The 26,963-nt window shown below is 73.5% G+C and carries 16 protein-coding genes; 7 read left to right on the top strand and 9 right to left on the bottom strand.

Annotation, left to right across the window (positions count from 1 at the left end; genetic code table 11):
* The first annotated feature begins 12 nt into the window (after positions 1-12).
* Positions 13-2,181: a glycogen debranching protein GlgX gene (glgX, locus tag HK417_RS07995; protein ID WP_308123440.1), complete on the top strand. Its 2,169-nt coding sequence runs from the start codon at positions 13-15 to the stop codon at positions 2,179-2,181.
* 63 nt (positions 2,182-2,244) lie between these two features.
* Here glgX and HK417_RS07990 read toward each other — a convergent pair whose 3' ends face one another.
* A complete protein-coding gene (locus HK417_RS07990; RefSeq protein WP_222265158.1) occupies positions 2,245-3,213 on the bottom strand; it encodes an FHA domain-containing protein in 969 nt (322 codons plus the stop codon).
* Between the two features lie 223 nt (positions 3,214-3,436).
* Positions 3,437-5,986 carry an alpha-glucan family phosphorylase gene (gene glgP, locus HK417_RS07985; protein WP_222265156.1) on the bottom strand — a complete coding sequence of 850 codons (2,550 nt, stop codon included), beginning with the start codon at positions 5,984-5,986 and terminating at the stop codon, positions 3,437-3,439.
* 156 nt (positions 5,987-6,142) lie between these two features.
* Here glgP and HK417_RS07980 point away from each other — a divergent pair, with 156 nt between their 5' ends.
* From HK417_RS07980 to HK417_RS07960, 5 genes are all read left to right on the top strand, one after another.
* Positions 6,143-8,173 (top strand): alpha-1,4-glucan--maltose-1-phosphate maltosyltransferase, encoded by a 2,031-nt coding sequence (locus HK417_RS07980; RefSeq protein WP_222265154.1) that lies wholly within the window; start codon positions 6,143-6,145, stop codon positions 8,171-8,173.
* A gap of 108 nt (positions 8,174-8,281) precedes the next feature.
* Positions 8,282-10,147: a maltose alpha-D-glucosyltransferase gene (gene treS, locus HK417_RS07975; protein WP_222265152.1), complete on the top strand. Its 1,866-nt coding sequence runs from the start codon at positions 8,282-8,284 to the stop codon at positions 10,145-10,147.
* On the top strand, positions 10,144-11,514 hold the full coding sequence (locus HK417_RS07970) for a maltokinase N-terminal cap-like domain-containing protein (RefSeq protein ID WP_222265151.1): 1,371 nt from the start codon (positions 10,144-10,146) through the stop codon (positions 11,512-11,514). The genes treS and HK417_RS07970 overlap by 4 nt, the downstream gene beginning before the upstream one ends.
* A 77-nt stretch (positions 11,515-11,591) precedes the next feature.
* Positions 11,592-14,813 (top strand): 1,4-alpha-glucan branching protein GlgB, encoded by a 3,222-nt coding sequence (glgB, locus tag HK417_RS07965; protein WP_222265149.1) that lies wholly within the window; start codon positions 11,592-11,594, stop codon positions 14,811-14,813.
* Positions 14,814-14,922: 109 nt separating this feature from the next.
* The gene (locus HK417_RS07960; RefSeq protein ID WP_222265147.1) at positions 14,923-16,332 is read left to right on the top strand and encodes a neutral zinc metallopeptidase; all 1,410 of its coding nucleotides are present in this window, start codon (positions 14,923-14,925) and stop codon (positions 16,330-16,332) included.
* Here the strand turns inward: HK417_RS07960 and HK417_RS07955 are convergent.
* Positions 16,329-17,297 carry a tetratricopeptide repeat protein gene (locus tag HK417_RS07955; RefSeq protein ID WP_222265145.1) on the bottom strand — a complete coding sequence of 323 codons (969 nt, stop codon included), beginning with the start codon at positions 17,295-17,297 and terminating at the stop codon, positions 16,329-16,331. The two genes, HK417_RS07960 and HK417_RS07955, sit on opposite strands and share 4 nt — an antisense overlap.
* Before the next feature lie 108 nt (positions 17,298-17,405).
* Here HK417_RS07955 and HK417_RS07950 point away from each other — a divergent pair, with 108 nt between their 5' ends.
* Positions 17,406-18,524 carry a serine hydrolase domain-containing protein gene (locus HK417_RS07950; protein ID WP_222265143.1) on the top strand — a complete coding sequence of 373 codons (1,119 nt, stop codon included), beginning with the start codon at positions 17,406-17,408 and terminating at the stop codon, positions 18,522-18,524.
* Positions 18,525-18,545: 21 nt separating this feature from the next.
* Here the strand turns inward: HK417_RS07950 and HK417_RS07945 are convergent, their stop codons facing one another.
* From HK417_RS07945 to HK417_RS07920, 6 genes are read right to left on the bottom strand one after another with little or no spacing between them, the layout of a single operon-like run.
* Positions 18,546-20,237: an acyl-CoA mutase large subunit family protein gene (locus tag HK417_RS07945; protein ID WP_222265141.1), complete on the bottom strand. Its 1,692-nt coding sequence runs from the start codon at positions 20,235-20,237 to the stop codon at positions 18,546-18,548.
* 22 nt (positions 20,238-20,259) lie between these two features.
* Positions 20,260-20,796, bottom strand: coding sequence for a MarR family winged helix-turn-helix transcriptional regulator (locus HK417_RS07940; protein ID WP_222265139.1), 537 nt, complete (start codon positions 20,794-20,796; stop codon positions 20,260-20,262).
* Between the two features lie 10 nt (positions 20,797-20,806).
* Positions 20,807-23,176, bottom strand: a complete 2,370-nt coding sequence (locus HK417_RS07935; protein WP_222265137.1) for a putative bifunctional diguanylate cyclase/phosphodiesterase — start codon at positions 23,174-23,176, stop codon at positions 20,807-20,809.
* 48 nt (positions 23,177-23,224) lie between these two features.
* A complete protein-coding gene (locus HK417_RS07930) occupies positions 23,225-24,691 on the bottom strand; it encodes a phytoene desaturase family protein (protein ID WP_222265135.1) in 1,467 nt (488 codons plus the stop codon).
* 23 nt (positions 24,692-24,714) lie between these two features.
* Complete coding sequence (meaB, locus tag HK417_RS07925) at positions 24,715-25,728, bottom strand: methylmalonyl Co-A mutase-associated GTPase MeaB (RefSeq protein ID WP_222265133.1); 1,014 nt, start codon at positions 25,726-25,728, stop codon at positions 24,715-24,717.
* Positions 25,725-26,930 (bottom strand): acetyl-CoA C-acetyltransferase, encoded by a 1,206-nt coding sequence (locus HK417_RS07920; RefSeq protein WP_222265131.1) that lies wholly within the window; start codon positions 26,928-26,930, stop codon positions 25,725-25,727. Before HK417_RS07920 ends, meaB begins: the two co-directional genes overlap by 4 nt.
* Positions 26,931-26,963: the final 33 nt, after the last annotated feature.

Here is a 26,963-nt window from a genome sequence, read left to right as displayed (position 1 = left end):
GGAGGTGCGCCGGTGAAGCCGCCGCCGGCCGGCCGGCCCGCGGCTGCGCCGGAGCTGTGGCCCGGCTTGCCCGCCCCCCTGGGCGCCCACTGGGACGGCACCGGGACCAACTTCGCCCTCTGGACGGCCGGGGCCTCCGCGGTGGACCTGTGCCTGTTCGACCCGGACGGCACCGAGCACCGGCAGCGGCTGCAGGAGACCACCCACCAGGTCTGGCACGGCCGGCTGCCCGGCGTGGGCCGGGGACAGCGGTACGGCTACCGCGTCCACGGCCCGCACGACCCGGCGTCCGGGGCCCGGTACAACCCGGCGAAGCTGCTGCTGGACCCATACGCCCGCGCGGTCTCCGGCGACCTGGTGCTCTCCGACGCGCTGATCGGCCACGACCAGCGCGATCCGCACCTGGCCGACCCCCGGGACTCCGCGCCGTTCGTGCCGCGGGGCGTGGTCGTGCACGACTCCTTCCCCTGGGACGGCGACACCCGGCTGAACATCCCGTGGTCGGACACGGTCATCTACGAGGTGCACGTCAAGGGCGCCACGAAGCTGCACCCCGACGTCCCGCCGGCGCTGCGCGGCACGTACGCCGGCCTGGCGCACCAGGCGTTCGTGGAGCACCTGGTGTCCCTGGGGGTCACGGCGGTCGAGCTGCTGCCGGTGCACCACTTCGTGAGCGAGACGCACCTGCTCCGCCGCGGCCTCACCAACTACTGGGGCTACAACACCCTGGGCTACTTCGCCCCGCACGCGGCCTACAGCTCGATCGGCGCCGACGGTGGGCAGGTGACCGAGTTCAAGGCCATGGTCAAGACCCTGCACGCCGCGGGCATCGAGGTGATCCTCGACGTGGTCTACAACCACACCGCCGAGGGCGACCACACCGGTCCGACGCTGTCGTTCAAGGGCATCGACAACGGCGGGTACTACCGGCTCGGCCGGGACGACCTCGCCCGCTACACCGACTACACCGGCTGCGGGAACACCCTCGACGTCCGCCGCCCCGCCGTCCTGGCGTTGCTGATGGACTCGCTGCGGTACTGGGTCACCGAGATGCACGTCGACGGTTTCCGCTTCGACCTCGCCTCCGCGCTGGCCCGCTCGATGCACGACGTCGACCGGCTGTCCGCCTTCTTCGACGTCGTCCACCAGGACCCGATCGTCAGCCAGGTCAAGCTGATCGCCGAGCCGTGGGACATCGGCGAGGGCGGCTACCAGGTGGGCAACTTCCCGCCGCCGTGGACGGAGTGGAACGGCCGGTACCGCGACACCGTCCGCGACGTGTGGTCCGGCGCCCGGGTCGGCGTCCGCGACCTCGCCTACCGGCTCACCGGGTCCTCCGACCTCTATCGGTTCGATGGGCGCCGGCCCTTCGCCAGCATCAACTTCGTGACCGCGCACGACGGGTTCACCCTCGCCGACCTGGTCAGCTACGAGCGCAAGCGCAACGAGGCCAACGGCGAGGACAACCGGGACGGCGAGAGCCACAACCGGAACTGGAACTGCGGGGTTGAGGGGCCCACCGACGACCCCGAGGTCACCACCCTGCGCGCCCGCCAGGTGCGGAACCTGCTGGCCACGCTGCTGCTGTCCACCGGCGTGCCGATGCTGACCGCCGGCGACGAGCTCGGCCGCACGCAGCGGGGCAACAACAACGCTTACTGCCAGGACGGCGAGACGTCCTGGATCGACTGGGGTGCCATGGACGCGGACCTGTGGACCTTCGTGTCCCGGGTCATCGCCCTGCGCCGCGCCTCGCCGGCACTGCGCCAGGAGGCGTTCTTCGAGGGCTTGGAGGTGCCGGACTCCGGCGGCACGCGGGACCTCGCCTGGTTCGCCCCGAACGGTGAGCAGCTCACCAGCAGCGACTGGTTCGACACCGGGTTGCAGACGATCGGCATGTACCTGGACGGCCGCGGCCTGCGGCACCGCGACGAACGCGGCCGGCCGGTGGTCGACCACTCGTGGCTGCTCTGGCTGCACGCCGGCGCCGACCCGCTGGAGGTCGTGCTGCCCGGCGCGCCCTGGGGGGACGGCTACGAGCTCGTGCTGGCCACCGAGTACCCGACCGGCGCCCCGCCCCGGCCGACCGCGGTCGCACCGGGACCGGTGGAGCTCCCCGGCCGGTCGGTGTGGGCGATGCGGGTGCTGCGCCCGCCGGTACAGGAGTCCCACGCGGACTGACGACGGGACGACGCAGCCCGCCCCCGGCGAGGCCGGGGGCGGGCTACGGGCGTGGGCTCCCCGCTACTCGGCGGGCTGCTCGAAGGTGATGACCGTCCAGCCGAGGAGGAGGCGGTCGCCGTCGGACAGCGGGTGCGGTACACCCGGCTCGAGCTGGGTCCACTCGGTCGCCTCGGGGCCGGCCACGTGGGTGCCGTTGAGCGAGCCGAGGTCGACCAGGGAGACCTCGCGGCCGGCGCGCTGGATCGCGGCGTGCGCCGAGGACAGCACGTTCTGGGTGTCGGCGATCGGCACCGGACGGGCACTGCCACCGGTCACCAGGTCGTGCCCGTCGGGACGGCGGCCCAGTACGAGGTCCTCGTCGACGGTGACGACCATGCCGTCGTCGAACCGCAGCACCGGGGCCGCCGGCGGCTCGGGGCGCCAGAACGCCGTCTGCTCGCCCACCTGGCCGATCGGCCCGCTGGCGACGTGGCCGGAGTCGCCGAAGCCGGCGTCGGAGCCGGCGGTGAACGACTCCCCGCTGGGCAGCGAGGCGGCCGGCGGGACGGCGACGGCCGGCGGGACCGCGGCGGCCAGTTGGAGCAGCGCACCGGAGCCGGGGACGGTGCCCTCGACCAGGTCCAGGGCCACCCCCGGGGGCATCGCGGCGGCCGGCTGGCCCGGGCCGACGTAGAGGGTCTGGCCGAGCGAGAAGCCGGCGGCGAGGGTGCAGCCGTCGACGGCGGAGCCGGACACCGGCACCCCGTCGACCGCCGGCTGGCCCTTGCCGGACCAGAGCGCCACACCGGAGCCGGAACCGCCGGCGGTGTCGGCGAGGACGAGGGCGAAGGAGACCGGGCCGTCGGAGATCCGGGACACCTGGTGGGCCATGGCGGCCAGCACCCGGTCGGCGCCGGGTCCGCTCACCCCGAGGCAGGCGTGCAGGGCTGCGACCAGCGCCGGCGAGCCGGGCGCGTCGACCCACAGCAGGCCGCCGCCGCGGCGGGCGACGACACAGTCTCCGGGGAGGACCTCACAGCGGTCGGGCATGACGTCCAGCCTAGTGAGCGCACAGCGGATCCGGCGGCCCGCCGGGACGTGCCACGCGTTGATCTCGGCCCGTTGTGCACGACCCGTACCACTCGCCACACAGGTAGCACCCGGACCAGTACCGTGCGCTCTCCTCTGGCGGCGTGTCGGCTCAGCGTGGCGATCCGCTGGAGCGGCCCGCTGCGGGGCCGGCGCCGAGGTGCGGGGGCAGCGGGGTCCTTGTTCAGGCGTTGACGACGACGCCGAGCTCGGCCGGCGTGGCCAGGTTCTCCGAGTGCGGCAGCACTCGGACCGTGTAGCCGAACGCACCGGTCAGCGTCAGCGGGACGGTGGCGGTGAACCAGTGCCGGGTGCCCTCCGCGGACTCGTGCTGCATCGGCACGGTGGTCACCCCGTGCAGGCGGTCGGCCTCGTCCACCCGCCCGTAGGCCGCCTCGACTACCACCTCCGCCGGCGTGACGCCGGGCAGCTCCACCTCGGCCCGCAGGTCGATGCCACCGCCGACCTCGGCGGTGTCCCCGACCCCGGTGGCCTCCACGTGCGCCACGCGCACGGCGTGCCAGTGCTCCAGCAGGCGGGACCGCCACGCGGCCTCGGCCCGTGCGGTCCCGTAGCCGCCGGTCGCCATGGACCTGGCCGAGACCGAGGCCGGCACGTAGAGCTGCTGCACGTAGTCCCGGACCATCCGGGTGGCCTGGACCTTCGGACCGGTCTCCCGGAGGGTGCTGCGGATCATCTCCACCCAGCGGGTCGGGATGCCCTCGGCGTCGACCTCGTAGAAGCGCGGCAGCACCTGCTCGTCCAGGAGGGCGTAGATGGCGTGCGCCTCCACGTCGTCGCGGCGTTCGGGGTCGGTGACCCCGTCGGCGGTCGGGATGGCCCAGCCGTTCTGGCCGTCGAACCACTCGTCCCACCAGCCGTCGCGGATGGAGAGGTTCAGCCCGCCGTTGAGCGCGGACTTCATGCCCGAGGTGCCGCAGGCCTCCAGCGGCCGCAGCGGGTTGTTCAGCCAGACGTCGCAGCCCCAGTACAGGTAGCGCGCCATGCCGATGTCGTAGTTGGGCAGGAACGCGATCCGGTGCCGGATCGCCGGGTCGTCGGCGAACTTGACCATCTGCTGGATCAGCTGCTTGCCGCCGTCGTCGGCCGGGTGGCTCTTGCCGGCGATGACCAGCTGGACCGGCCGCTCCTCGTCGAGGAGCAGCGCCTTGAGCCGGGCCGGGTCGCGCAGCATCAGCGTCAGCCGCTTGTAGGAGGGCACCCGGCGGGCGAAGCCGATGGTGAGCACGTCGGGGTCGAAGGCGGTCTCGGTCCAGCCGATCTCGGTCTGCGCCGCGCCGCGGGAGAGCGCCGTCTCCCGCACGCGGCGGCGCACCTCCTCCACCAGCCGGCCGCGCAGCAGCCGCCGGGTGTCCCAGAGGTCGCTGCTGCTGATCCGGTCGACGCCGTCGAAGTGCACGGCCCCCGGGACGTCGGCCGGGTCGCCCTGGCTGGTCGTCTGCGTGCCGAGCTCGACCAGCTCCCGGGCGGTCCAGGTGGCGGCGTGCACGCCGTTGGTGATCGAGGAGATCGGGACGTCGTCGGCGTCGAAGCCCGACCAGAGGCCGCCGAACATCTCCCGGCTGACGTGGCCGTGCAGCGCGCTCACCCCGTTGGCCCGCTGCCCCAGCCGCAGGCCCATGTGCGCCATGTTGAACTTGCTCGGGTCGTCCTCCGCGCCGAGCGCGAGGAGCTGGTCGACCGGGACGCCGAAGCCGGCGAAGTAGCGCTCGATCAGGGCCCGCGGGAACCGGTCGATGCCGGCCGGCACCGGGGTGTGCGTGGTGAACACCGTGCCCGCGCGGACCGCCTGCAGCGCCTCGGCGAAGGACAGCCCGTGGGACTCGGTGAGCTCTCGGATCCGCTCGATCCCCTGGAAGCCGGCGTGGCCTTCGTTGGCGTGGAAGACCTCCGGCTGGGCGGTGCCGGTGAGGGAGCAGAACGCGCGCAGCGCGCGCACGCCGCCGACGCCGAGCAGCATCTCCTGGCGCAGCCGGTGGTCCTCGCCCCCGCCGTACAGGCGGTCGGTGACCCCGCGCTCGGCGGCGTCGTTCTCCTCGATGTCGCTGTCGAGCAGCAGCAGCGAGACCCGGCCGACCTGCGCCCGCCAGACGTGCGCGTGCAGCGTGCGCCCCTCGGGCAGCGGCACGGTGATCACCACGGCGTTGCGGTCGGCGTCGCGGAGCAGCTTGACCGGCAGGCCGTGCGGGTCGAGGGCCGGGTAGTGCTCCAGCTGCCAGCCGTCGGCCGACAGGCTCTGCGAGAAGTAGCCGGCCCGATACAGCAGCCCCACGCCGATGAGCGGGACGCCGAGGTCGGAGGCGGCCTTGAGGTGGTCGCCGGCGAGGATGCCGAGCCCACCGGAGTACTGCGGCAGCACCTCGGTGATGCCGAACTCCGCGGAGAAGTACGCGACCGAGGCGGGGGCGTCGGGCCCGAGCGACTGGTACCAGTGCGGGGCGTCCAGGTACTCGCGCAGGTCGTCGGTCACGCGCTTCAGGCGGGCGAGGAACTCCTGGTCCTCGGCCAGCTCGGCCAGCCGCTCGGCGGAGACCTCGCCGAGGACCCGCACCGGGTCGCCACCGCACCCGCCCCAGAGACCGGGGTCCAGCGCCTCGAACAGGTCACGGGTCTCCGGGTGCCAGGACCAGCGGAGGTTGACCACCAGCTGCGCGAGGGGCATCAGCGCCTCGGGCAGCGCGGCACGGACGGTGAGTCGACGGAGGGCTCGCACCCGGTCGACAGTAGTGCTGGGTGTCACAGCTCACGCCGTCGGCCCGGCGTCCGGACGCTGCGCCGGGGACCGCGGCGGGGCCGGTTCCCGGCCCGGTTGTGAGCGACCTCTCCCGCCGAGGTGCTGGCGGGCGACGATCTAGATAGCGTGACCGCGATGACTGGCCGCGCAGACCTCCGCCTCGGCATCACCGATGTCGCCCCCGTCGTGTCGTGCGGGTCGTTCTCGACCCGCGCCGTGGTCGGCGAGCACCTGCCGATCACCGCCACCGTCTTCCGTGAGGGCCACGATGCCGTGGCCGCCAACGTGGTGCTCACGCCTCCGGCCGCACCGGGCTCCATGGAGCCCGGTCGACCCCAGGCCGGCCGTCCGTTGGTGCGGATGCGGAAGTTCGGCCCCGAGCCGGACCGCTGGATCGCCACCGTCGTCCCCGACCACGAGGGGTTGTGGACCTACACCGTCGAGGCGTGGGACGACCCGCTGAGCACCTGGCACCACGACGTCGAGGTGAAGGTGGCGGCCGGCCAGGGTGCCGACGATCTCGCCAACGACCTCGAGTCCGGTGCCCGGCTGCTCGAGGAGGTCGCCGCCTCCGCGCCGCGGCAGCACCGGGACGTCCTGCTCGCCGCCGTCGCGGCGCTGCGGAACGGCGACCTGGAGCTCACCGCCCGGCTCGCCCCGGCGCTGGCCCCCGGCCTGCAGCACGTGCTGGACGAGAACCCCGTGCGCCGGATGGTGACCTCCTCGCAGCGCTACGAGCTGTGGGTCGACCGCAGGCGGGCGCTCTACGGCTCCTGGTACGAGTTCTTCCCGCGCTCGGAGGGCCCGGTGGTCGGTGGGCAGCCGACCCACGGCACCTTCGCCCAGGCGGCCGAGCGGCTCCCGTCGATCGCTGACATGGGCTTCGACGTCGTCTACCTGCCGCCGATCCACCCGATCGGGCACACCAACCGCAAGGGCAAGAACAACACCCTGGTCGCCGCGCCGGACGACGTCGGCTCCCCGTGGGCGATCGGCAGCGAGGAGGGCGGCCACGACGCCGTCCACCCGCAGCTGGGCACCCTGGAGGACTTCCAGACCTTCGTCTGGCGGGCCGGCGAGCTCGGCATGGAGGTCGCCCTCGACCTGGCGCTGCAGGCGACCCCCGACCACCCGTGGGTGCGGGAGCACCCGGAGTGGTTCACCACCAAGCCCGACGGCACGATCGCCTACGCGGAGAACCCGCCGAAGAAGTACCAGGACATCTACCCGCTCAACTTCGACAACGACCCCGAGGGCCTCTACGCGGAGGTGCTCCGGGTGGTGCGGCACTGGATGGCCGCCGGGGTGCGGGTGTTCCGGGTCGACAACCCGCACACCAAGCCGCTGAACTTCTGGCACTGGATCATCTGGGAGATCAAGAAGACCGACCCCGACGTCCTCTTCCTGGCCGAGGCGTTCACCCGACCGGCGATGATGCACCAGCTGGCCCGGCTGGGCTTCACCCAGAGCTACACCTACTTCACGTGGCGGACCGCCAAGGGGGAGCTGGAGGAGTACGGCCGCGAGCTGGCCGCCAGCAGCCACTACATGCGGCCGAACTTCTTCGTGAACACCCCGGACATCCTGCACGAGTCCCTGCAGGTCGGCGGGCCCCCGATGTTCAAGATCCGCGCGGTGCTCGCGTCGATGATGAGCCCCACCTGGGGGGTCTACAGCGGCTACGAGCTGTTCGAGCACGTCGGCCTGCGGCCGGGCAGCGAGGAGTACCTGGACACCGAGAAGTTCCAGCTCCGGCCGCGGGACTGGGCCGGCGCGGAGGCCAGCGGCCGCACGCTGACCCCCTACCTGCGGCGGCTCAACGAGATCCGGCGCGCGCACCCGTCGCTGCAGCAGCTGCGCACCCTGCGGTTCCACCACGTCGACAACGAGAACCTGCTCTGCTTCTCCAAGACCGATCCCGGCTCGGACGACGCGGTGCTCGTGGTGGTCTCACTGAACAGCAACTCCACGCAGATCGGGACCACGTCGCTGGACATGCCGGCGCTGGGTCTCGACTGGTCCGACCGGTTCGCGGTCACCGACGAGGTCACCGGGGCGACCTACGACTGGGGCCAGCACAACTACGTGGAGCTGGACCCCTTCCGGGAGCCGGCGCACGTGTTCACCGTGCACCGCAGCGTCCACTCCCCCGTCCCGCCGCTGTGACCCGCTGAGCCGGCCCTCACTCCGGTCGACCCGGCGCCGGCCCACCTGCGGGCCGGCGCCGGCGACCGCACACCCCGCTTCCCGCCGCAACGAACGAGGACCGACGTCATGACCACGCTCCCCGTCCCCAGCCAGTCGACTCCCGGCGCGGACGAGCAGTCGACGCTGCCACCCCCGGGCACCGATCCCGAGTGGTACAAGCGCGCCGTCTTCTACGAGGTGCTCGTCCGCGGCTTCGCCGACAGCAACGCCGACGGCATCGGCGACCTGCGCGGCATGATGGGCAAGCTCGACTACCTGCAGTGGCTGGGCGTCGACTGCCTGTGGCTGCCGCCGTTCTTCGCCTCCCCGCTGCGGGACGGCGGGTACGACGTCAGCGACTACACCGCGGTGCTCCCGGAGTTCGGCGACATCGACGACTTCAAGGAACTGGTCGAGGCGTCCCACTCCCGTGGGATGCGGGTGATCATCGACTTCGTCATGAACCACACCTCGGACCAACACCCCTGGTTCCAGGCCAGCCGCAGCGACCCCGAGGGGCCCTACGGCGACTTCTACGTGTGGGCCGACGACGACACCGGCTACGCCGACGCGCGGATCATCTTCGTCGACACCGAGAGCTCGAACTGGACCTTCGACCCGGTCCGCAAGCAGTACTTCTGGCACCGGTTCTTCAGCCACCAGCCGGACCTGAACTTCGAGAACCCTGCCGTGCAGGAGGCGATCCTCGACGCGCTGCGCTTCTGGCTTGACCTGGGCATCGACGGGTTCCGGCTGGACGCGGTCCCCTACCTGTTCGAGGAGGAGGGGACCAACTGCGAGAACCTGCCGCGGACGCACGCGTTCCTCAAGCGGGTGCGCAAGGTCGTCGACGCGGAGTACCCGGACAAGGTGATGCTCTGCGAGGCGAACCAGTGGCCGGCCGACGTCGTCGAGTACTTCGGTGAGGACGGCGACGAGTGCCAGATGGCCTTCCACTTCCCGGTGATGCCCCGGCTGTTCATGGGGGTCCGGCGGGAACAGCGGTTCCCGATCTCGGAGATCATGGCTCAGACGCCGGCCATCCCCGAGAACTGCCAGTGGGGCATCTTCCTGCGCAACCACGACGAGCTGACCCTGGAGATGGTCACCGACGAGGAGCGCGACTACATGTGGGGCGAGTACGCCAAGGACCCCCGCATGAAGGCCAACATCGGCATCCGCCGGCGGCTCGCGCCGCTGCTGGACAACGACATGGACACCCTCGAGCTGTTCAACGCCCTGCTGCTCTCGCTGCCCGGGTCACCGGTCCTGTACTACGGCGACGAGATCGGGATGGGCGACAACATCTGGCTCGGTGACCGCGACGGCGTCCGGACACCGATGCAGTGGACGCCGGACCGCAACGGCGGGTTCTCCACCGCCGACCCGCAGCGGATGCACCTGCCGCTGGTCGCCGACCCGGTCTACGGCTACCAGGTGACCAACGTGGAGGCGCAGCTGCGCAACACCACGTCGATGCTGCACTGGATCCGCACGATGATCGCCGTCCGCAAGCAGCACCCGACCTTCGGCGTGGGCAGCTTCGCCGAGATCGGCTCGCGCAACCCCACGGTGCTGTCGTTCGTCCGCGAGTTCGGCGACGACATCGTGCTCTGCGTGAACAACCTCTCGCGCTTCCCGCAGCCGGTGGAGCTGGACCTGCGGCGGTTCGAGGGGTACACGCCGATCGAGCTGACCGGGCGCGTGCAGTTCCCCCAGATCGGCGTCCTGCCGTACATGCTCACGCTGGGCGGACACGGCTTCTACTGGTTCGAGCTCTCCCGCCCGGCCGCTCCGGCCGCGGAGGAGGAGGAGAGCTGGGAGACCCACACCAGCACAGTCGCCCAGTCCCTGCTCGACTCCGGCCTGGTGTCGGAGGGCGCCCCCGGAGGCAGCGGTCGTCTGGGCGCCGAGGCCCCGACCGTGACCGACTCCGAAGGAGAGGCCCGATGAACGCAGTGACCGAACTGCTGGCCGGATGGATGCCCGGCCAGCGGTGGTTCGGCGGCAAGGGCCGGGAGTGGGCGGACGTCACGGCCGAGGGCTTCTTGCTCGACCAGTCCGACCCCGTCCTCTCGGTGCACCGGGTGCGGGTCACCTACAAGGACGGCGCGACCGAGACGTACCTGGTGCCGCTGTCCTGGCGCGAGTCGCCGGTCGAGGAGCTCTCCAGTGCGTTCATCGGCGCCGTCGCCGACCCCCACGGCGGGGAGAACTACGCCTACGACGCGATGCGGGACCGCGACGCCACCGTGCCGTGGCTGACCCACCTCGTCGCCGCGTCGACCGTCGGGCCGATGCGCTTCCACCCGGCCGGGGTCGCCTACATCCCCGAGGGGCTGCCCGGCGACATCCTCTCCACCGAGCAGAGCAACACCTCTCTGGTCTACGGCGAGACGGCGATCCTCAAGCTGTTCCGCCGGCTGGAGCCCGGGCTCAACCCGGACGTCGAGGTCCACGACGCGCTGCGGCAGACCGAGAACCCGCACATCGCGCCGCTGCTCGGCTACGTCGAGATCGACAACGGGCCGGGCGAGGAGGCCTCCACGGTCGCGATGCTGCAGGCCTTCGTGCCCAACGCCAGCGACGGGTGGCGGCTGGCCACCTCCAGCGTCCGGGACCTCTACGCCGAGGGCGACCTGCACGCCGACGAGGTCGGCGGGGACTTCGCCGGGGAGAGCGAGCGGCTCGGCGAGGCGACCGCCTCGGTGCACCGCGACCTCACGCGGGTGCTGCCCACCGAGCCGGCCGAGCGGGACTGGTACCGCTCCCTCGCCGAGCAGATGACCTCCCGGCTGGAGGCCGCGCTCGCGGTGGTGCCGGACCTGGCCGAGCACGCCGACGGGCTGCGACGGCTCTACGCGGCCGTCGCCGACACCGACGAGCCGGTGGTGCGCCAGCGGGTGCACGGCGACCTGCACCTCGGGCAGGTGCTGCGCACCGCGTCCGGCTGGATCGTGCTGGACTTCGAGGGTGAGCCGGCCCGCCCGTTGGCCGCGCGCCGGGAGCTGGACACCCCCCTGCGCGACGTCGCCGGCATGCTCCGGTCCTTCGACTACGCCGCGCGGCACATGCTCGTCGAGCAGCCGGGCGACCCGCAGCGCAGCTACCGCGCGCAGGAGTGGGCCGAGCGGAACCGGCAGGCGTTCTGGGCGGGCTACTCCGCCGCCAGCGACCTGCAGCTGTCCGCCGGCTCGGCGCTGCTGCGCGCGTTCGAGGCGGACAAGGCCGTCTACGAGTGCGTCTACGAGGCGCGGAACCGGCCGCACTGGTTGATGATCCCGCTCAGCTCGCTGTCCCGGCTGACGTCACTGGTTTGACGCAGGCCCGCGACACCGGGCGACGCGCCCGGCAGGATGTTGACGAAGCACCCCGAAGCACCCCAGGGACGGAGCCCATGAGCATCGAGGACGCGCAGAGCCAGCAGCCGGGTGGCGAGCCCGCTGACAAGGCAGAGCTGATGCGCCGGGTGGAGGAGAAGACCGAGGCCGTTCGGCGGGCCACCGCGACCGACAGCGAGCCGGAACCGGCCGCCGACCCGGCGCCGGTCGGCCAGGCCACCGGCACGGCCGCTGCCGCCAAGAAGGCGCCCACGAAGCGGGCCGCCCAGGAGGCGGCCGACAGCATGCAGGCCGACCTGGCGGCCGCCCCGGCGAAGAAGGCGGCCAAGCGGGCGGCGAAGAAGGCCGCGCCGGCGACCGCTGGTGCGGCGGAGGTCCCCGCCACCGGCGGGGCCGAGGGGACCGCCGGCACGGTGAAGAAGGCGGCCAAGCGCACCGCGGCCAAGAAGACCGCGGCCGCCGGTGCCGAGGCCCCAGCGAAGAAGGCCGGGCGCAAGGCGGCGGCCACCAAGAACGTCACCGCCACTCCCGTGGTCGCCCCGGCCCCGATCGCTCAGCCGGGTGCCCCCTCCGCGCCGTCCGCTCCGCAGCCGGAGCCGCCGAACCCCGACCCGGCCGAGCCGAGCTCGCCGCAGGCCCCGGCCTCCGGCGAGCACGCCGGCACCGGGGGCAGCTCCCCCGCCGTGACGGCGTCGGAGCCGGGCAACGTGCTGGCCCCGGACACGGTGCCCGTCGAGGCCCCCGCGGGGACCGGCCGGACCCCCACGGGGACCGGCCAGGCCCCGGCAGTGGCCGGCGGCGGCGCCGCCCCGGCCACCGCGTCCGGGCCGGACGTCACGACCGCCGACCTGGTCACCTCCGAGGTCCCCGACCTGCCGCCGGCGCCCGCGGAGCCGCCCGCCCCGGAGTCCGCCACACTGGTCGAGGCGCTGCCCGAAGGTGAGGCGCCGTTGAGCACGTCGGTCCCAGCCGAGGCCAGCCCCCAGGCCCGGGAGGTCGACCAGGAGGCGCTGCGCGCCGTCGTCGAGGGCTGGTCCCACGACCCGCACTCGGTGCTGGGCGCCCACCGGCTGTCCGACGGCTGGGCGGTGCGCACGCTGCGGCCGGACGCCGTCCACGTCGTCGTCGTCGACCAGGACGGGACCCGGTACGACGCGGAGCAGATCCACGACGGCGGCGTCCACGAGGCGCTGCTGCCGAACCAGCCGGGCGACTACCGGATCGAGGTCGCCTACGCGAACGGGCAGGGCGGCACCGACACCTTCCTCGTCGACGACCCCTACCGCTGGCTGCCCACCCTCGGCTCGCTCGACCAGCACCTCATCCGCGAGGGCCGGCACGAGCAGCTGTGGACGGTGCTCGGCTCGCACGTCCGCGGCTACGACACCCCGGGCGGCCGGGTGGACGGCGTCTCCTTCGCCGTCTGGGCGCCCAACGCACGTGGGGTGAAGGTCACCGGCGACTTCGACTACTGGGAGGCCCGCGCCTACCCGCTGCGGTCGCTGGGCTCCTCCGGTGTCTGGGAGGTCTTCATCCCGGGCGTGCAGGAGGGCAGCCGCTACCGGTACCACGTGCTCGGCGCCGACGGGCACTGGCGGGTCAAGAGCGACCCGATGGCGAACGCCACGGAGGTGCCGCCGGCCAACGCCTCGGTGGTCACCGCCTCCCGGTACGAGTGGGGCGACGAGGAGTGGCTCGCCTCCCGCGCGGAGGCCGGCTGGCACGAGCGGCCGATGAGCATCTACGAGGTGCACGCCGGCTCCTGGCGGCAGGGCCTCAGCTACCGCCAGCTCGCCGACGAGCTGGTCGACTACGTCGTCGACGCGGGGTTCACGCACCTGGAGTTCATGCCGGTCGCCGAGCACCCGTTCGGCGGGTCGTGGGGCTACCAGGTCACCTCCTACTACGCCCCGACGTCCCGCTTCGGCTCCCCCGACGACTTCCGCTACCTGGTGGACAAGGCGCACCGGGCCGGACTCGGCGTGATCATCGACTGGGTGCCGGCGCACTTCCCCAAGGACGAGTGGGCCCTCGGCCGGTTCGACGGCACCGCGCTGTACGAGCACGCCGACCCGCGCCGCGGTGAGCAGCCCGACTGGGGCACGTTCGTCTTCGACTTCGGGCGCAGCGAGGTGCGCAACTTCCTGGTCGCCAACGCCCTGTACTGGTGCCAGGAGTTCCACGTCGACGGGCTGCGGGTCGACGCGGTGGCCTCGATGCTCTACCTGGACTACTCGCGCGCCGAGGGCGAGTGGACGCCGAACCAGTACGGCGGCCGGGAGAACCTCGACGCCGTCGCGTTCCTGCAGGAGATGAACGCGACTGTCTACAAGTCGGTCCCCGGCGTGGTCACCATCGCCGAGGAGTCGACCGCGTGGCCCGGCGTCACCCGGCCCACCTACCTCGGCGGCCTGGGCTTCGGCTTCAAGTGGAACATGGGCTGGATGCACGACTCGCTGGACTACATGGCCCGGCCCTCGGTGTACCGGAGCTACCACCACAACCAGCTCACCTTCTCGATGGTCTACGCGTTCTCCGAGAACTACATGCTGCCGATCAGCCACGACGAGGTCGTGTACGGCAAGGGCTCGCTGCTGCGGAAGATGCCCGGCGACCGGTGGCAGCAGCTGGCCAACCTGCGGGCGTACCTGGGCTACATGTGGGCGCACCCGGGCAAGCAGGTGCTGTTCATGGGCTCGGAGTTCGGCCAGCTGTCGGAGTGGGCGGAGAGCCGCTCGCTGGACTGGTGGCACCTCGACGACCCGGCGCACCGCGGGGTGCTCGACCTGGTGCGCGACCTGAACCGGGTCTACCGGGAGAGCGAGGCGCTGTACTCGCAGGACGTCGACCCCGCCGGGTTCCAGTGGATCGACGCGAACGACGCCCAGGGCAACACGCTGTCCTTCGTGCGCTACGGCAAGAACGGGCAGGTGCTGGCCTGCATCGCGAACTTCGCGGGCACCCCGCACCACCACTACCGGGTCGGGCTGCCCCGCGGTGGCCGCTGGCGCGAGGTGGTCAACACCGACGCCGGGGGCTACGGCGGCTCGGGCGTGGGCAACCTGGGCGGCGTCGACGCGGTGGCGCAGACGTGGCACGGGCAGCCGTGGTCGGCCGAGCTCACCGTGCCGCCCCTGGCGACGGTCTGGTTCGTCCACGAGGGTCCCGAGCCGGAGCGGGCAGGGTCCGGCGACGCGGAGCGCGCCGCCGCGGCGGAGGCCTCGGGTGCCGCCGAGGGCCGGGGCGCCGTCGAGCACCAGGTCCCTCCGCAGGACTGATCCCCGTCCGGGGCTGCGGCGGCGACTGTCGAGCCGTCGCCGCAGCCCCGCCGGTCGGGCAGGATGGACCTCCCGCCGCGTCCCCGCCGACCCGACCGATCGGGAGCCCATGTCCGCCTCGTCCCGCCCCGCCGCCGCCGTCGTCGGGCTGGTGCTGGGCACCTCGGCGTTGAGCGGGTGCGCGGTCACCCTGATCGAGGGCACCGGCAGCCCGGCGCCGGGTGCCGGCGGGGTGGTCGCCGTCGAGGAGTTCCCGATCATCGGGGCCGGCGACGGGGAGATCGACCAGCTGGCCCGCAACGCGCTGTCCGACCTCAACACCTACTGGGCCGAGCAGTTCCCGTCGGTGTTCCGGCAGGACTTCACCCCGCTGGCCGGCGGCTACTACTCGGTCGACCCCAACGACATCGACCCCGGGCAGTACCCCAACGGGCAGATCGGCTGCGGGGAGCCGCCGGAGGCGGTGACCCAGAACGCCTTCTACTGCAGCCCCAGCGGCGAGTACCCGAACGGCGACGCGATCCAGTACGACCGCGACTTCCTGTCCGAGCTGGCCTCCGGCTACGGCAGGTTCATCCCGGCCCTGGTGATGGCGCACGAGTTCGGGCACGCCGTGCAGGGCCGGGTCGGCTACCCGGTGCCCGCGTCGATCGTGATCGAGACCCAGGCCGACTGCTTCGCCGGGGCGTGGACCGCGTGGGTCGCCGACGGCAACTCACCGCACAACTCCATCCGGCCGGCCGAGCTCGACGACGTGCTCCGCGGCTACCTGCTGCTGCGCGATCCGGTGGGGACCGGCGTGGGCGAGGCCGAGGCGCACGGCTCCTACTTCGACCGGGTGTCGGCCTTCCAGGAGGGGTTCGACGACGGGCCCACGGCCTGCCGCGACCAGTTCACCGCCGACCGGCCGTTCACCCAGCGCGGGTTCTCCGACGCCGACCTGCTGACCGGCGGCGACGCCCCGTACAACCAGACCGTCGAGGCCTTCGCCCCCGACGGGCTGTCCGAGTTCTGGACCACCGTGTTCGACCAGCTCGGCGAGACCTTCCAGCCACCCCAGCTGGAGCCGTTCTCCGGGCGGGCACCCACCTGCGGCGGCCGGGCGCCGGACACCGACCTGGTCTACTGCGCGGCCGACGACGCCGTGGGCTTCGACGAGGCCGAGCTGACCGAGCCGCTGTACGAGGCCGAGGAGGGCGGCGACTACGCCGTCCTGACCGCGATCTCGATCCCGTACGCGCTGGCCGCGCGCGACCAGCTGGGCCTGTCGACCGACGACCAGGCAGCCGTCCGCTCCGCCGTCTGCCTGACCGGCGCGTTCACCGCCTTCGTGCTCAACGGGAGCAGCGGGGTGCTGTCCATCTCCCCCGGCGACGTCGATGAGAGCGTGTCGTTCCTGCTCGAGTACAGCGACGACCCGGAGGCGTTCGCCGAGGCGGACATGACCGGCTTCCAGCTCGTCGACGTCTTCCGCGGCGGGGTGTTCCAGGGCCCGTCGGCCTGCGACGTCGGCGTCTAGAACAGCGCGGCGCTCAGCGCCCGGCGGGCGGCCCCCACCCGCGGGTCCTCGTCGCCCACGATGCCCAGCAGCTCGACGAGGTGCTTGCGCGCCATGTCCCGGTCCTCGCCCGAGGTCCGCCGGACGACGTCGAGCAGCCGCTCGAAGGCCAGCTCCACGTTGCCGGTGCCCAGCAGGAAGTCCGCGGCCCGGTTCTGCGCGGCCACGTCGTCGGGCGCCGCGTCGGCGGCGGCGAGCGCATCGGGGCCGGCCTCCTCGGCCCGCCGGAACAGCTGCACCTGGCGCAGCGCCAGGCCCGCCACCGGGTGGCCGGGCTCGGCGTCCAGGATCGCCTGGTAGGCCTGCTCGGCAGCGGCGAGGTCACCGCGGTCCAGCGCGGCCTCGGCGGCGTCCAGCCGCGGGTCCTCCGGCTCCGGGGCCTCGTCCTCGGCACCGCCGGGAACGGCTCCGCCGGTCGTGGCGGCGACCAGCTCGGTGACGAACTGGCGGGCCTGCTCCTCGGGGATCGCACCGGTGAACTCGGCGACCAGCTGCCCCTGCCACACCGCCTTCACCGCGGGGATGCCCTGCACCCGCAGTCCCTGCGCGAGCGCCGGGTTGGCGTCGACATCGACCTTCGCCAGCACCCAGGAGCCGCCGCCCTCGGCGGCCAGCCGCTCGAGCACCGGGGAGAGCTGCTTGCACGGACCGCACCACTCGGCCCACAGGTCCAGCACCACGGGCACCTGGAAGGAGCGGTCGAGCACCTCGGCCTGGAAGGTCGCCTCCGTGACGTCGACGACCGCGCTGCCCGGCAAACCCGTGGGCGCGGCAGTGCTCGGTGGCGGGGCGGTCTGGGCGCGGGTCGCGGCCTCGCTGCGCGCCTTGACCGCGGCGAGGTCGACCGCGCCGGCCAGCGAGGCCGCCAGGCGTGCCTGCTGCGCGGCGGCGCGCGGGTCGGTTCGAGCGGGACGGTTGGGCTGCATGCCCCGATGATCTCACTGTTCCCGCTGTCGCCCACCCGGGCTCTCCCCGGGGTGCCGGACCGGGGGAATCCGGTTGCCCCGAGGGTCCGGTTCGCGTTGGTTCGGGGCATGGCCGACATCCAGGGCTCGTACGACGACTTGTTCACCGCGGTGCCGAGTGCGCTGGCCGGCCAGCTGGACCGCGGGGACACCGGCGCCTCGATCGCGGTCTTCGTGGACGGCGAGCCGGTGGTGGACGTCTGGGGTGGGTTCGCCGACGCGGAGCGCACGATCGCGTGGCAGCGGGACACGATCACCAACGTCTGGTCCGTCACCAAGACGATGACGGCACTGTGCGCGCTGGTCCTTGCCGACCGGGGCGACCTCGATCTGACCGCACCGGTCGGCCGGTACTGGCCCGAGTTCGCCGCGGCAGGCAAGGAAGCGGTGCTGGTGCGTCACGTGCTCGCGCACACTGCGGGCCTGCCCGACTGGGAGGGGCCGATCGACGAGCTGTACGACTGGCCCTCCGCCACGGCACGGCTGGCGGCGCAGGAGCCGCAGTGGGTACCGGGGAGCGCGGCCGGATACCACTCGCTCACCCAGGGGTTCCTCGTCGGCGAGGTCGTGCGCCGGATCACCGGCCGGAGCCTGGACGAGTTCTTCGCGGCGGAGGTGGCGCGACCGCTGGGTGCCGACTTCTCCATCGGACTGCCCGCCGAGCACGACTCCCGGGTGGCGCTCAGCGTCCCGCCGCCGTCCCGGGACGACGACTACGCCGCCGGCCCGTCCGGCGGCAGCGCACACCCCGCCCCCGGCACCGTGGTCCGGGTCCGGGTCCGGGTCCGCGACGGGAACAGTGTGGCGTGGCGTCGGGCGCAGATCCCCGCGGCGAGCGGCTTCGGCAACGCCCGCTCGGTCGCCCTCGTGCAGTCGGTGCTGGCCTGCGGCGGAGCTGTGGGCGAGGTGCGGCTGCTGTCACCGGCGGGCTGTGACCGGGCGCGGGAGGAGCAGTTCAGCGGCGAGGACCGCGTCCTGGGCATGCCGGTGCGCTACGGGCTGGGCTACGGGCTGTTCGGCAGCTCCCTCGGCTGGGGCGGGTGGGGCGGCTCGCTTGTCATGGTCGATCCCGAGTACCGGATGGCGGTGGCGTACGTGACGAACCAGATGCGCGAGCCCGCGGAGGACGACCGGGGGTTGGAGCTCGTGACGGCCGCCTACGACGGGCTCCAGGGTCTGCGCGCCTGACCGGCGTCCCGGCGGGGACGACTAGAACCTGGCTTGCTCGGTGTAGGTGCCCCACTCGGCGCGGAGGGCGTCGCAGATCTCCCCGAGCGTGGCCTCGGCGCGGGCGGCGTCGAGCATCGCGGGCACCAGGTTGTCCGCGGTCCGGGCCACCTCGACCATCCGGGCGACCGCGGCCCGTGCGGCGGCGTCGTCCCGCTGCTCCCGCCGCCGGCCGAGCTCTGCCCGCTGGTCCAGCTCGACCTGGTGGCCGACCCGGAGGATCTCGAGCTGGTCGTCGGCGTCCACCGAACCGGTCAGCGTGTTCACCCCGACGACCTTCTTCTCCCCCTTCTCCAGCGCCCGCTGGTAGGTGAACGCCGCCTCGGCGATCTCGCCGGTGAACCACCCGTCCTCGATGCCCCGCAGGATCCCGCTGGTCATCGAGCCGTCCGAGCCCATGTCGCGGATCCGGGCGAAGACCTCCTCCGCCTGGCGCTCCAGCTCGTCGGTCAGCGCCTCGACGTACCAGGAGCCGCCCAGCGGGTCGGCCACGTTCATCACCCCGGTCTCCTCAGCGATCACCTGCTGCGTGCGCAGCGCGATCTGCGCGGCCTTCGCGCTGGGGAGCGCGAGCACCTCGTCCAGGGCGTTCGTGTGCAGGGAGTTGGTGCCGCCCAGTACCGCGGCCAGCGCCTCGACCGCCGTCCGGACGACGTTGTTGTCCGGCTGCTGCGCGGTGAGGGAGACCCCGGCGGTCTGGGTGTGGAACCGCAGCTGCTGGGCCTTCTCCGTCCGCGCGCCGTACACGTCGCGCAGCCAGCGCGCCCAGATCCGCCGGGCGGCGCGGAACTTGGCGATCTCCTCGAAGAAGTCGATGTGCGCGTCGAAGAAGAACGACAGGCCGGGCGCGAAGACGTCGACGTCCAGGCCCCGGGACAGGCCGAGCTCCACGTAGGCGAAGCCGTCTGCCAGCGTGTACGCGAGCTCCTGCGCGGCGGTCGAGCCGGCCTCCCGGATGTGGTACCCGGACACCGAGATCGGCTTGTACGCCGGGATCCGCTCGGCGCAGTACTCCATGAGGTCGCCGATGAGGCGCAGGTGCGGCTCGGGGGCGAACAGCCACTCCTTCTGCGCGATGTACTCCTTGAAGATGTCGGTCTGCAGCGTGCCGTTGAGCCTCCCGACGTCCGCGCCCTGACGCTCGGCCGCGACCAGGTACATGCAGAAGACCGGGACGGCGGGCCCGCTGATCGTCATCGACGTCGTCGTCTGCTCCAGCGGGATGCCCTCGAAGAGCACGTCCATGTCCGCCGCGGAGTCCACCGCCACCCCGCAGTGCCCCACCTCGCCCAGCGCTCGGGGGTCGTCGGAGTCCCGGCCCATGAGGGTCGGCATGTCGAAGGCGACCGAGAGCCCGCCACCGCCGGCGTCGAGCAGCGACCGGAAGCGCTCGTTGGTCTGCCGGGCGTTGCCGAAGCCGGCGAACTGGCGGATCGTCCAGGCCCGGCCGCGGTAGCCGGTGGCGTACAGCCCGCGGGTGAAGGGGAACTCCCCCGGCCAGCCGATCCGCTCGAACCCGGGGACGGCGCGCTCGTCGGCCGGCCCGTAGGCCGGTTCGACCGGGAGCCCGGAGAGGGTGGTGAAGTCGGCGTCGCGCACCTTCCCGGCGGCCAGGGCCGCGTCGAAACGCTGCTGCCACCGGCGGCGGGCGTCGTTGCCCGGGACCTCGGTCATGCCAAGATGTTAGGACGTCCTACTAGTTCTCACCAGGCCCCGCCCGCGAGTCGGCGTCGGCCACGTCGCCGGCACCCAGCCGCACGCGGCGGAGCAGCTCGAACAGGGTGTCCAGGTCGGCCTCGGGCAGGATGCCCAGCCCGAAGTCCTGACCGGTCAGCGCCTCGGTCGCCAGCTCGACGACGGCGCGGCCGCGGTCGGTGATCGCGGCCAGCACACCACGCCCGTCCTGCGGGTTGGGCAGGCGCTCGACGTACCCGGCGGCCACCAGCCGCTCGATCGCGTTGGTGACGCTGGTGGGGTGCACCATCAACCGGCTGCCGATGACCTTGAGCGGTAGCCGACCGGTGCGCGAGAAGGTGAGCAGCACCAGCACCTCGTAGCGGGCGAAGGTGAGCTGGTGCGGGCGCAGCGACTCGTCGAAGCGGGCCAGCAGGATCTGCTGCACCCGGAACACCGAGGTGGCCGCCCGCATCGACGCGGCGGGGCCGAACCGCTCCTCCCACGTCTGCGCGGCGCGCTCGATCGGGTCGAACGGCAGCCCCAGCGGACGGACCATGCCGCGCACGCTACCGCCCGGTAGATCGCCACCTGCCGCGGGAGGCCCGTCCCCGTGGCGTTCCCCGCCGGCCGGGCGGCCCCGGCGCCACCCCCGCCGCACCGTCCCCGGCGAGCAGCGCGTCGAGTGCCAGCTCGCCCGGCGGCAGAGGCCGGGAGAACAGGTACCCCTGGGCGAACTCGCAGCCCAGGTCGGCCAGCCGGTCCCGGACCGCCGGGGTCTCGACCCCCTCGGCGACGACGTGCATGCCCAGCGCATGGGCGAGGTCGACCGTCGACTCCACGATCGCCGCCGACCGCGGCTCGGTGTCCAGGTCGGCCACGAAGGAGCGGTCCAGCTTCAGCCCGCGGATCTCGTGCAGGTCGCGCAGGTAGCCCAGCGAGGAGTAGCCGGTGCCGTAGTCGTCGATCACCAGCCCGACGCCGGCCTCGAGCAGCGCGGCGACCGCCCCCCGGGCCCGGGCCGGGTCGGCCATGAACAGGTCCTCGGTCAGCTCCAGCTCCAGCGTCCCGGCCGGCAGCCGGCGGACCGCCAGCAGGTCCACGACGTGCTCCGGGAAGGAGGGGTCCAGCAGGTTGGTGACCGACAGGTTGACCGCGACCGTCACCGGCAGCCCCTGGGCGTGCCAGGCGGCGACCTGGCGCAGCGCCTGGTCGAGCACGGCGACGGTGAGCCTCGGCATGAGCCCGGCGCTCTCGGCTTGGGCGAGGAAGCTGCTCGGCGGCAGCAGTCCCGACTCGGGGTGCTCCCACCGGACCAGCGCCTCCACGCCGCTGACCGCCCCGCTGGGCAGCGCGACCTGCGGCTGGTAGTGCAGCACCAGCTCGCCGTCCTCGATCGCCCGGCGCAGCCGCTCGGCGGTCTCCAGCCGGATCCGGCCCGTGGGGTGCAGCTCCCGCCGGTAGAGCGCCTGCCCGCTGCGTGCGGCCTTCGCGTCGTACATCGCCAGGTCGGCGTGCTGCAGCAGCTGCACCGGGTCGCGGCCGTCGTCGGGTGCGAGCGCGATGCCGACGCTGGGCGCGATGACCACGTCCCGCGGGCCGAGCCGGAAGGAGCGGCGGAACCCCGCCCGCAGCCGCTCGGCGACCGCGACCGCCAGCGCGCCGTCCGCATCGGGGAGCAGCACGCCGAACTCGTCCCCGCCGATCCGGGCCACCAGGTCACCGCCGCGCAGCGCCTGCTGCAGCCGGGAGGCCGCCTGCCGCAGCAGCTCGTCCCCGTAGTGGTGGCCGAGCGCGTCGTTGACGGCCTTGAAGTCGTCGAGGTCCACGACGAGCAACGCGAGCCGGTGCTGCGGCGAGGCGTGCCCGAGAGCCCGCTCCAGCGCCTCGTTGAACGCCCGCCGGTTGGCCAGGCCGGTCAGCTCGTCGGTCCGCGCCTCCCGGCGGTGCTCCGCCAGTCCCCGCACCGCACGGAAGGAGAGCGCCGTCCGGGCGGTGGCCGCGACCAGCCCGCCGCCGGCGCAGGCCACCCCCAGCGACGGGACCTCCGTCCGCGTGGCGTACACCAGCACACCCAGGCAGACCAGCGAGAACAGCACGGGGAGCACCACGCCCGGCAGCGGCTCGGGACGGCGGCCGGCCAGGACCTCCCCCGGCAGCCAGCCCGCGAGGGCGACCAGCGCCATGAGCGCCAGCGAGCCCGAGCTCAGCAGCGTCCCCGGCCGGAAGTCGCCGGCGGCGAGGAGGTGGAGGTATACGCCGTCCGCGACCGCGAAACCGGCCAGCCCTCCGGCCAGCGCGCACATGGACGGCGACGTCGGCCGACCGGAGAGGAGGAGCACCCAGATCACGGCCACGGCGAGCACCACGTCCAGGACCGGGTACGCGAGGTTGACGGCGAGCGCCCCGCGGGGCGTCCCCGGGGCGGCGAGGGACACGAGGGTCGGGTACAGCAGGGTCACCGCCACCGAGGCGGCGGCGAGCCCGGCCACGGCACCGTCGAGCAGCAGGCTGGACGTCAGCAGCCGCGCGCGCTCACGGACCAGGAGCGCGAGCCCGACCAGCATGAGCAGGTACATCGCCAGCCAGCCGGCGTCGGCGACCGAGGGGTACGGCGTCGGCTCCTGCGGGCGCACCACGGCCAGCCAGAGCACGAACCCCAGCGCGCGGGCGCCGAGCGCGGCGCCGATCCACGCCCAGGCCGCCCGGTCGGCCGGCCGGAGGGCGGGGCGGAGCAGGACCAGCGCGGTCGCGGTGAGGTAGCCGAGGGCCTGCAGCCAGCCGTCGAGCGGCAGGGAGAAGTCCTCGGTCGCGCGGACCCCGGGCACCGTCGACACCAGGAACACCGCGACCTCGACCAGCAGCACCCCGGCGACCACGCGGACCACCGGCGGCGCCGGGTCGCGCGGCGACCGCCACAGCGACCCCCGCGCGTGCACGGCGCCCACTGTGGCACGTCGCGGTGCCGATCGGGGACCGACCCGGCCTCAGGGCGCGGGGGCGAGCCGCGGGGCCCTGCGGATGCCGAACACCTCCCGCAGTGCGACCTGCGCGGCGTTGTCCCCGCAGGCGCCGTGCACCGCCGGCCCCGGTGGGGTCGCCGCCCCGGCCAGGTAGGTGCCGCGGATCGGCGTCGAGTAGGTGTTCCACCGCGGCACCGGGCGGGCCAGCATCTGCCGCAGCGACGCCTCCCCGTTGGAGATGTCCCCACCGACGTCGTTGGGGTTCCAGTGCTCCATCTCCCCGGCGTGCATGGTGTACCGGGCCAGCACGGTGTCCCGGAAGCCCGGGGCGAAGCGCTCGACCTGGTCCTCGATCGCCTCGGTCATGTCCACGGTCGACCCGTGCGGCACGTGCACGTACGCCCAGAACACGTGGCCGCCCGCGGGGGCGCGCGACGGGTCCACCACCGTCGGCTGCACGGCGAGCACGTACGGCGCCTCGGAGATCCGCCCGTGCGCCGGCGCCGACTCCCCCGCGATGGTCTCCTCCATCGTGCCGGCCAGGTGCACCGTGCCGGCCCGCCGGACGTCGGGGTTGGTCCACGGCACCGGCTCGGACAGCGCCCAGTCGACCTTGAAGACGCCGGGGCCGTGCTTGTACCGCCGCACCCAGCGCCGGTAGCCGTCGGGCAGCCGGTTGCCGGCCATGGCCACGAAGGCACCCGGCGAGGTGTTGAGCAGCACCGCGGGGACGCCGTCGAACTCCCGCAGGTCGGTGACCTCGTGCCCGGTGACGAGCTCGCCGCCCTGCTGCTCCAGCGCCGTCACCATCGCGTCGGCCACCGCCTGGGAGCCGCTCTCGACCAGCGGCCAGCCCTGGTGGTGCGACAGCATGCCGAGGAATATGCCCAGCGCCGCGGTGAGCGGGCGGGTCAGGTCGAGCATCCCGTGCGCGGCCGCCCCGGTGACCAGGGCCTTGGCCGCGTCGTCGGTGAAGTACCGCTCGGCCAGGAACCTGATGTTTGGCAGCCCCTGCAGGCCGAAGCGGGTGATGGCCGGCGCGCCGCGCAGGGGGACGCGGCGGAACGCCGAGGTGAGGAAGAAGTCGACGATCTCGTCCGCGTGGCGCAGCAGCGGGCCGAACAGCCGGCGGTAGCTGTCCGCGTCCCGCCCCAGCCCGTCGGCGGTCCGGTCCAGGTCGTGGAAGGAGAGCGCGGCCCGGTCGCCGTCCAGCGGGTGGGCGAAGTTGATCTCCGGCTGCAGCAGCCGGACGCCCCGGGAGGGCAGGTCGAACTCCCGGAAGAAGGGCGCGGTGGCGGCCATCGGGTGCACCGTGGAGCAGATGTCGTGCCGGTAGCCGGGCAGCGTCACCTCCTCGGTGCGCAGCCCACCGCCGGCCTGCTCACCGCGCTCCACCACGCGCACCCGCAGGCCGGCGGCGGCCAGCCGCAGCGCTGCGGCCAGCCCGTTCGGTCCGGCTCCGACGACGACGGCGTCAGGGGTCCCGTTCACCCCGCCATCCTGCCCGTCAGGGGCTAGAGCTGCGCGATCAGCTCGTCCGCCGCGCGGTACGGGTCGGTCTCCCCGGCGACCACCCGGCCGGCCAGCGCCTCCAGCGCGACGGACCCGCCCACCTCGCCCATCCGCTCGCGCAGGCCGGTGACCGCGATTGCCTCGACCTCCCGGGCGGCCCGCTCCAGCCGGCGCCGGTCCCCCTCCCCGGAGGACGCCAGCCAGCCGGCGTGCTCGTCGATCCGGGCGAGGACCTCGTCCACCCCGCTGTCGACGTCCCGCGAGGCGACGGTCCTGACGATCGGCGGGCGCCAGGCGCCGGCCCGGGTGTGCCGCCCGCCGAGGGAGAGCATCGACCGCAGGTCGCGCACGGTCTCGTCGGCGCCGTCCCGGTCGGCCTTGTTGACCACGAAGACGTCGGCGACCTCGAGGATCCCGGCCTTCGCCGCCTGGATCCCGTCGCCCATCCCCGGCGCGAGCAGCACCAGGGTGGTGTCCGCGAGCGAGGCGACCTCGAGCTCGGACTGCCCCACCCCGACCGTCTCGACCAGCACGACGTCGCAGCCGGCCGCGTCGAGGACCCGTAGCGCCTGCGGGGTCGCCCAGGCCAGGCCGCCGAGGTGCCCGCGGGAGGCCATCGAGCGGATGAAGACGCCCGGGTCGCCGGCGTGGTCCTGCATCCGCACCCGGTCGCCGAGCAGCGCACCGCCGGAGAAGGGGGACGACGGGTCGACGGCGAGCACCCCGACGCGCTGCCCGCGGGCCCGGAAGGCGCGGACGAGGGCGGTCGTCGTCGTCGACTTCCCGACCCCCGGTGGCCCGGTGAGGCCGATGACCCGGGCGGAGCCGGTGTACGGCGCGAGCGCGGCGGCCACGTCGCGCAGCAGCGGGCTGGCGTCCTCGACCAGCGAGATCAGCCGGGCCACCGAGCGGGCGTCCCCCGCGCGGGCGCGCTCGACCAGCGTGGGCAGGTCGGCCGCCCGCCGTCCCCGCCGTCCGGTCGCCGGGGCCGCGGTCTGCTCGGTCCCGCCCGTCACGCCCCGGCGGGCACGTGCAGGACCAGGGCGTCGCCCTGACCACCGCCACCGCACAGCGCCGCCGCCCCGACCCCGCCGCCGCGGCGGCGCAGCTCCAGGACGACGTCGAGCACGATGCGGGCGCCGCTCATGCCGACCGGGTGGCCGAGCGCGATCGCGCCGCCGTTGGGGTTGACCTTCTCCGGGTCGATGCCGAGCTCGCGGGTGGAGACGAGGGCGACCGCGGCGAATGCCTCGTTGATCTCGACGAGGTCCAGGTCCGCCGGCTCGATGCCCTCGCGGGTGCAAGCCTTCGCGAGCGCCCGCGACGGCTGGGTCTGCAGCGTCGCGTCGGGACCGGCGACGACCCCGTGCGCGCCGATCTCGGCGAGCACGGTGCAGCCGAGCTCCGCCGCCTTCGCCGCGGACATGACCACGACGGCGCAGGCGCCGTCGGAGATCTGCGAGGCGGTGCCGGCGGTGATCGTGCCGTCCGCCGCGAAGGCCGGCTTGAGCCGACCCAGGCTCTCGACCGTGGTGTCGGGACGGATGCCCTCGTCCTCGCGGAACTCGATCGGGTCGCCCTTGCGCTGCGGGATGAGGACCGGGGTGATCTCCTCGTCGAAGACCCCGTTCTTGGCCGCGCGGGCCGCCTTCTGGTGGCTCTCCGCGGCGAACGCGTCCTGCTCCTCACGGGTCAGCCCGTACCGCCCGTTGGACCGCTCGGTGAGCACGCCCATGGCGATCTGGTCGAAGCTGTCCGACAGCGCGTCGTGCGCCATCGAGTCGATCAGGGTGGCGTCGCCGTACTTGGTCCCGGTGCGCGAGGTGGCCAGCAGGTGGGGCGCCTGGGTCATGGACTCCATGCCGCCGGCGACGACGACGTCGAACTCCCCGGCGCGGATGAGCTGGTCGGCGAGCGCGATGGAGTCGATGCCGGACAGGCAGACCTTGTTCAGGGTGAACGACGGCACCGACATGGGGATGCCGGCGGCGACCGCGGCGGGGCGGGCCGGGTTCTGCCCCGCACCGGCCTGGATGACATGGCCCATGATCACGTAGTCGACCTGGTCGCCGGAGATGCCGGCGCGCTCGAGGGCGGCCTTGATCGCCACGCCGCCGAGGTCGGCGGCGGAGAAGTCCTTCAGCGAGCCGAGCAGTCGGCCCATCGGCGTGCGGGCGCCCCCGACGATCACGGATCGGGGCTGGGTGGGCTGGCTCATCTGGTTCTCCACTGGTTCCGGTCGCCGAGGTCG

The sequence above is a fragment of the Modestobacter marinus genome (assembly GCF_019799945.1).
GTDB classification, from domain to species: domain Bacteria; phylum Actinomycetota; class Actinomycetes; order Mycobacteriales; family Geodermatophilaceae; genus Modestobacter; species Modestobacter marinus_B.
The sequence above is the reverse complement of the archived record's forward strand: the minus strand, read 5'-3'. Positions and strand labels throughout refer to the sequence as shown.

Excerpts from the sequence above, each read along its gene's own strand:
- HK417_RS07990 (WP_222265158.1), bottom strand. The coding sequence starts at position 3,213 with ATGCCCGACCGCTGTGAGGTCCTCCCCGGAGACTGTGTCGTCGCCCGC.
- HK417_RS07980 (WP_222265154.1), top strand. The coding sequence starts at position 6,143 with ATGACTGGCCGCGCAGACCTCCGCCTCGGCATCACCGATGTCGCCCCC.
- treS (WP_222265152.1), top strand. The coding sequence starts at position 8,282 with ATGACCACGCTCCCCGTCCCCAGCCAGTCGACTCCCGGCGCGGACGAG.
- HK417_RS07970 (WP_222265151.1), top strand. The coding sequence starts at position 10,144 with ATGAACGCAGTGACCGAACTGCTGGCCGGATGGATGCCCGGCCAGCGG.
- glgB (WP_222265149.1), top strand. The coding sequence starts at position 11,592 with ATGAGCATCGAGGACGCGCAGAGCCAGCAGCCGGGTGGCGAGCCCGCT.
- HK417_RS07960 (WP_222265147.1), top strand. The coding sequence starts at position 14,923 with ATGTCCGCCTCGTCCCGCCCCGCCGCCGCCGTCGTCGGGCTGGTGCTG.
- HK417_RS07955 (WP_222265145.1), bottom strand. The coding sequence starts at position 17,297 with ATGCAGCCCAACCGTCCCGCTCGAACCGACCCGCGCGCCGCCGCGCAG.
- HK417_RS07950 (WP_222265143.1), top strand. The coding sequence starts at position 17,406 with ATGGCCGACATCCAGGGCTCGTACGACGACTTGTTCACCGCGGTGCCG.
- HK417_RS07945 (WP_222265141.1), bottom strand. The coding sequence starts at position 20,237 with ATGACCGAGGTCCCGGGCAACGACGCCCGCCGCCGGTGGCAGCAGCGT.
- HK417_RS07940 (WP_222265139.1), bottom strand. The coding sequence starts at position 20,796 with ATGGTCCGTCCGCTGGGGCTGCCGTTCGACCCGATCGAGCGCGCCGCG.
- HK417_RS07920 (WP_222265131.1), bottom strand. The coding sequence starts at position 26,930 with ATGAGCCAGCCCACCCAGCCCCGATCCGTGATCGTCGGGGGCGCCCGC.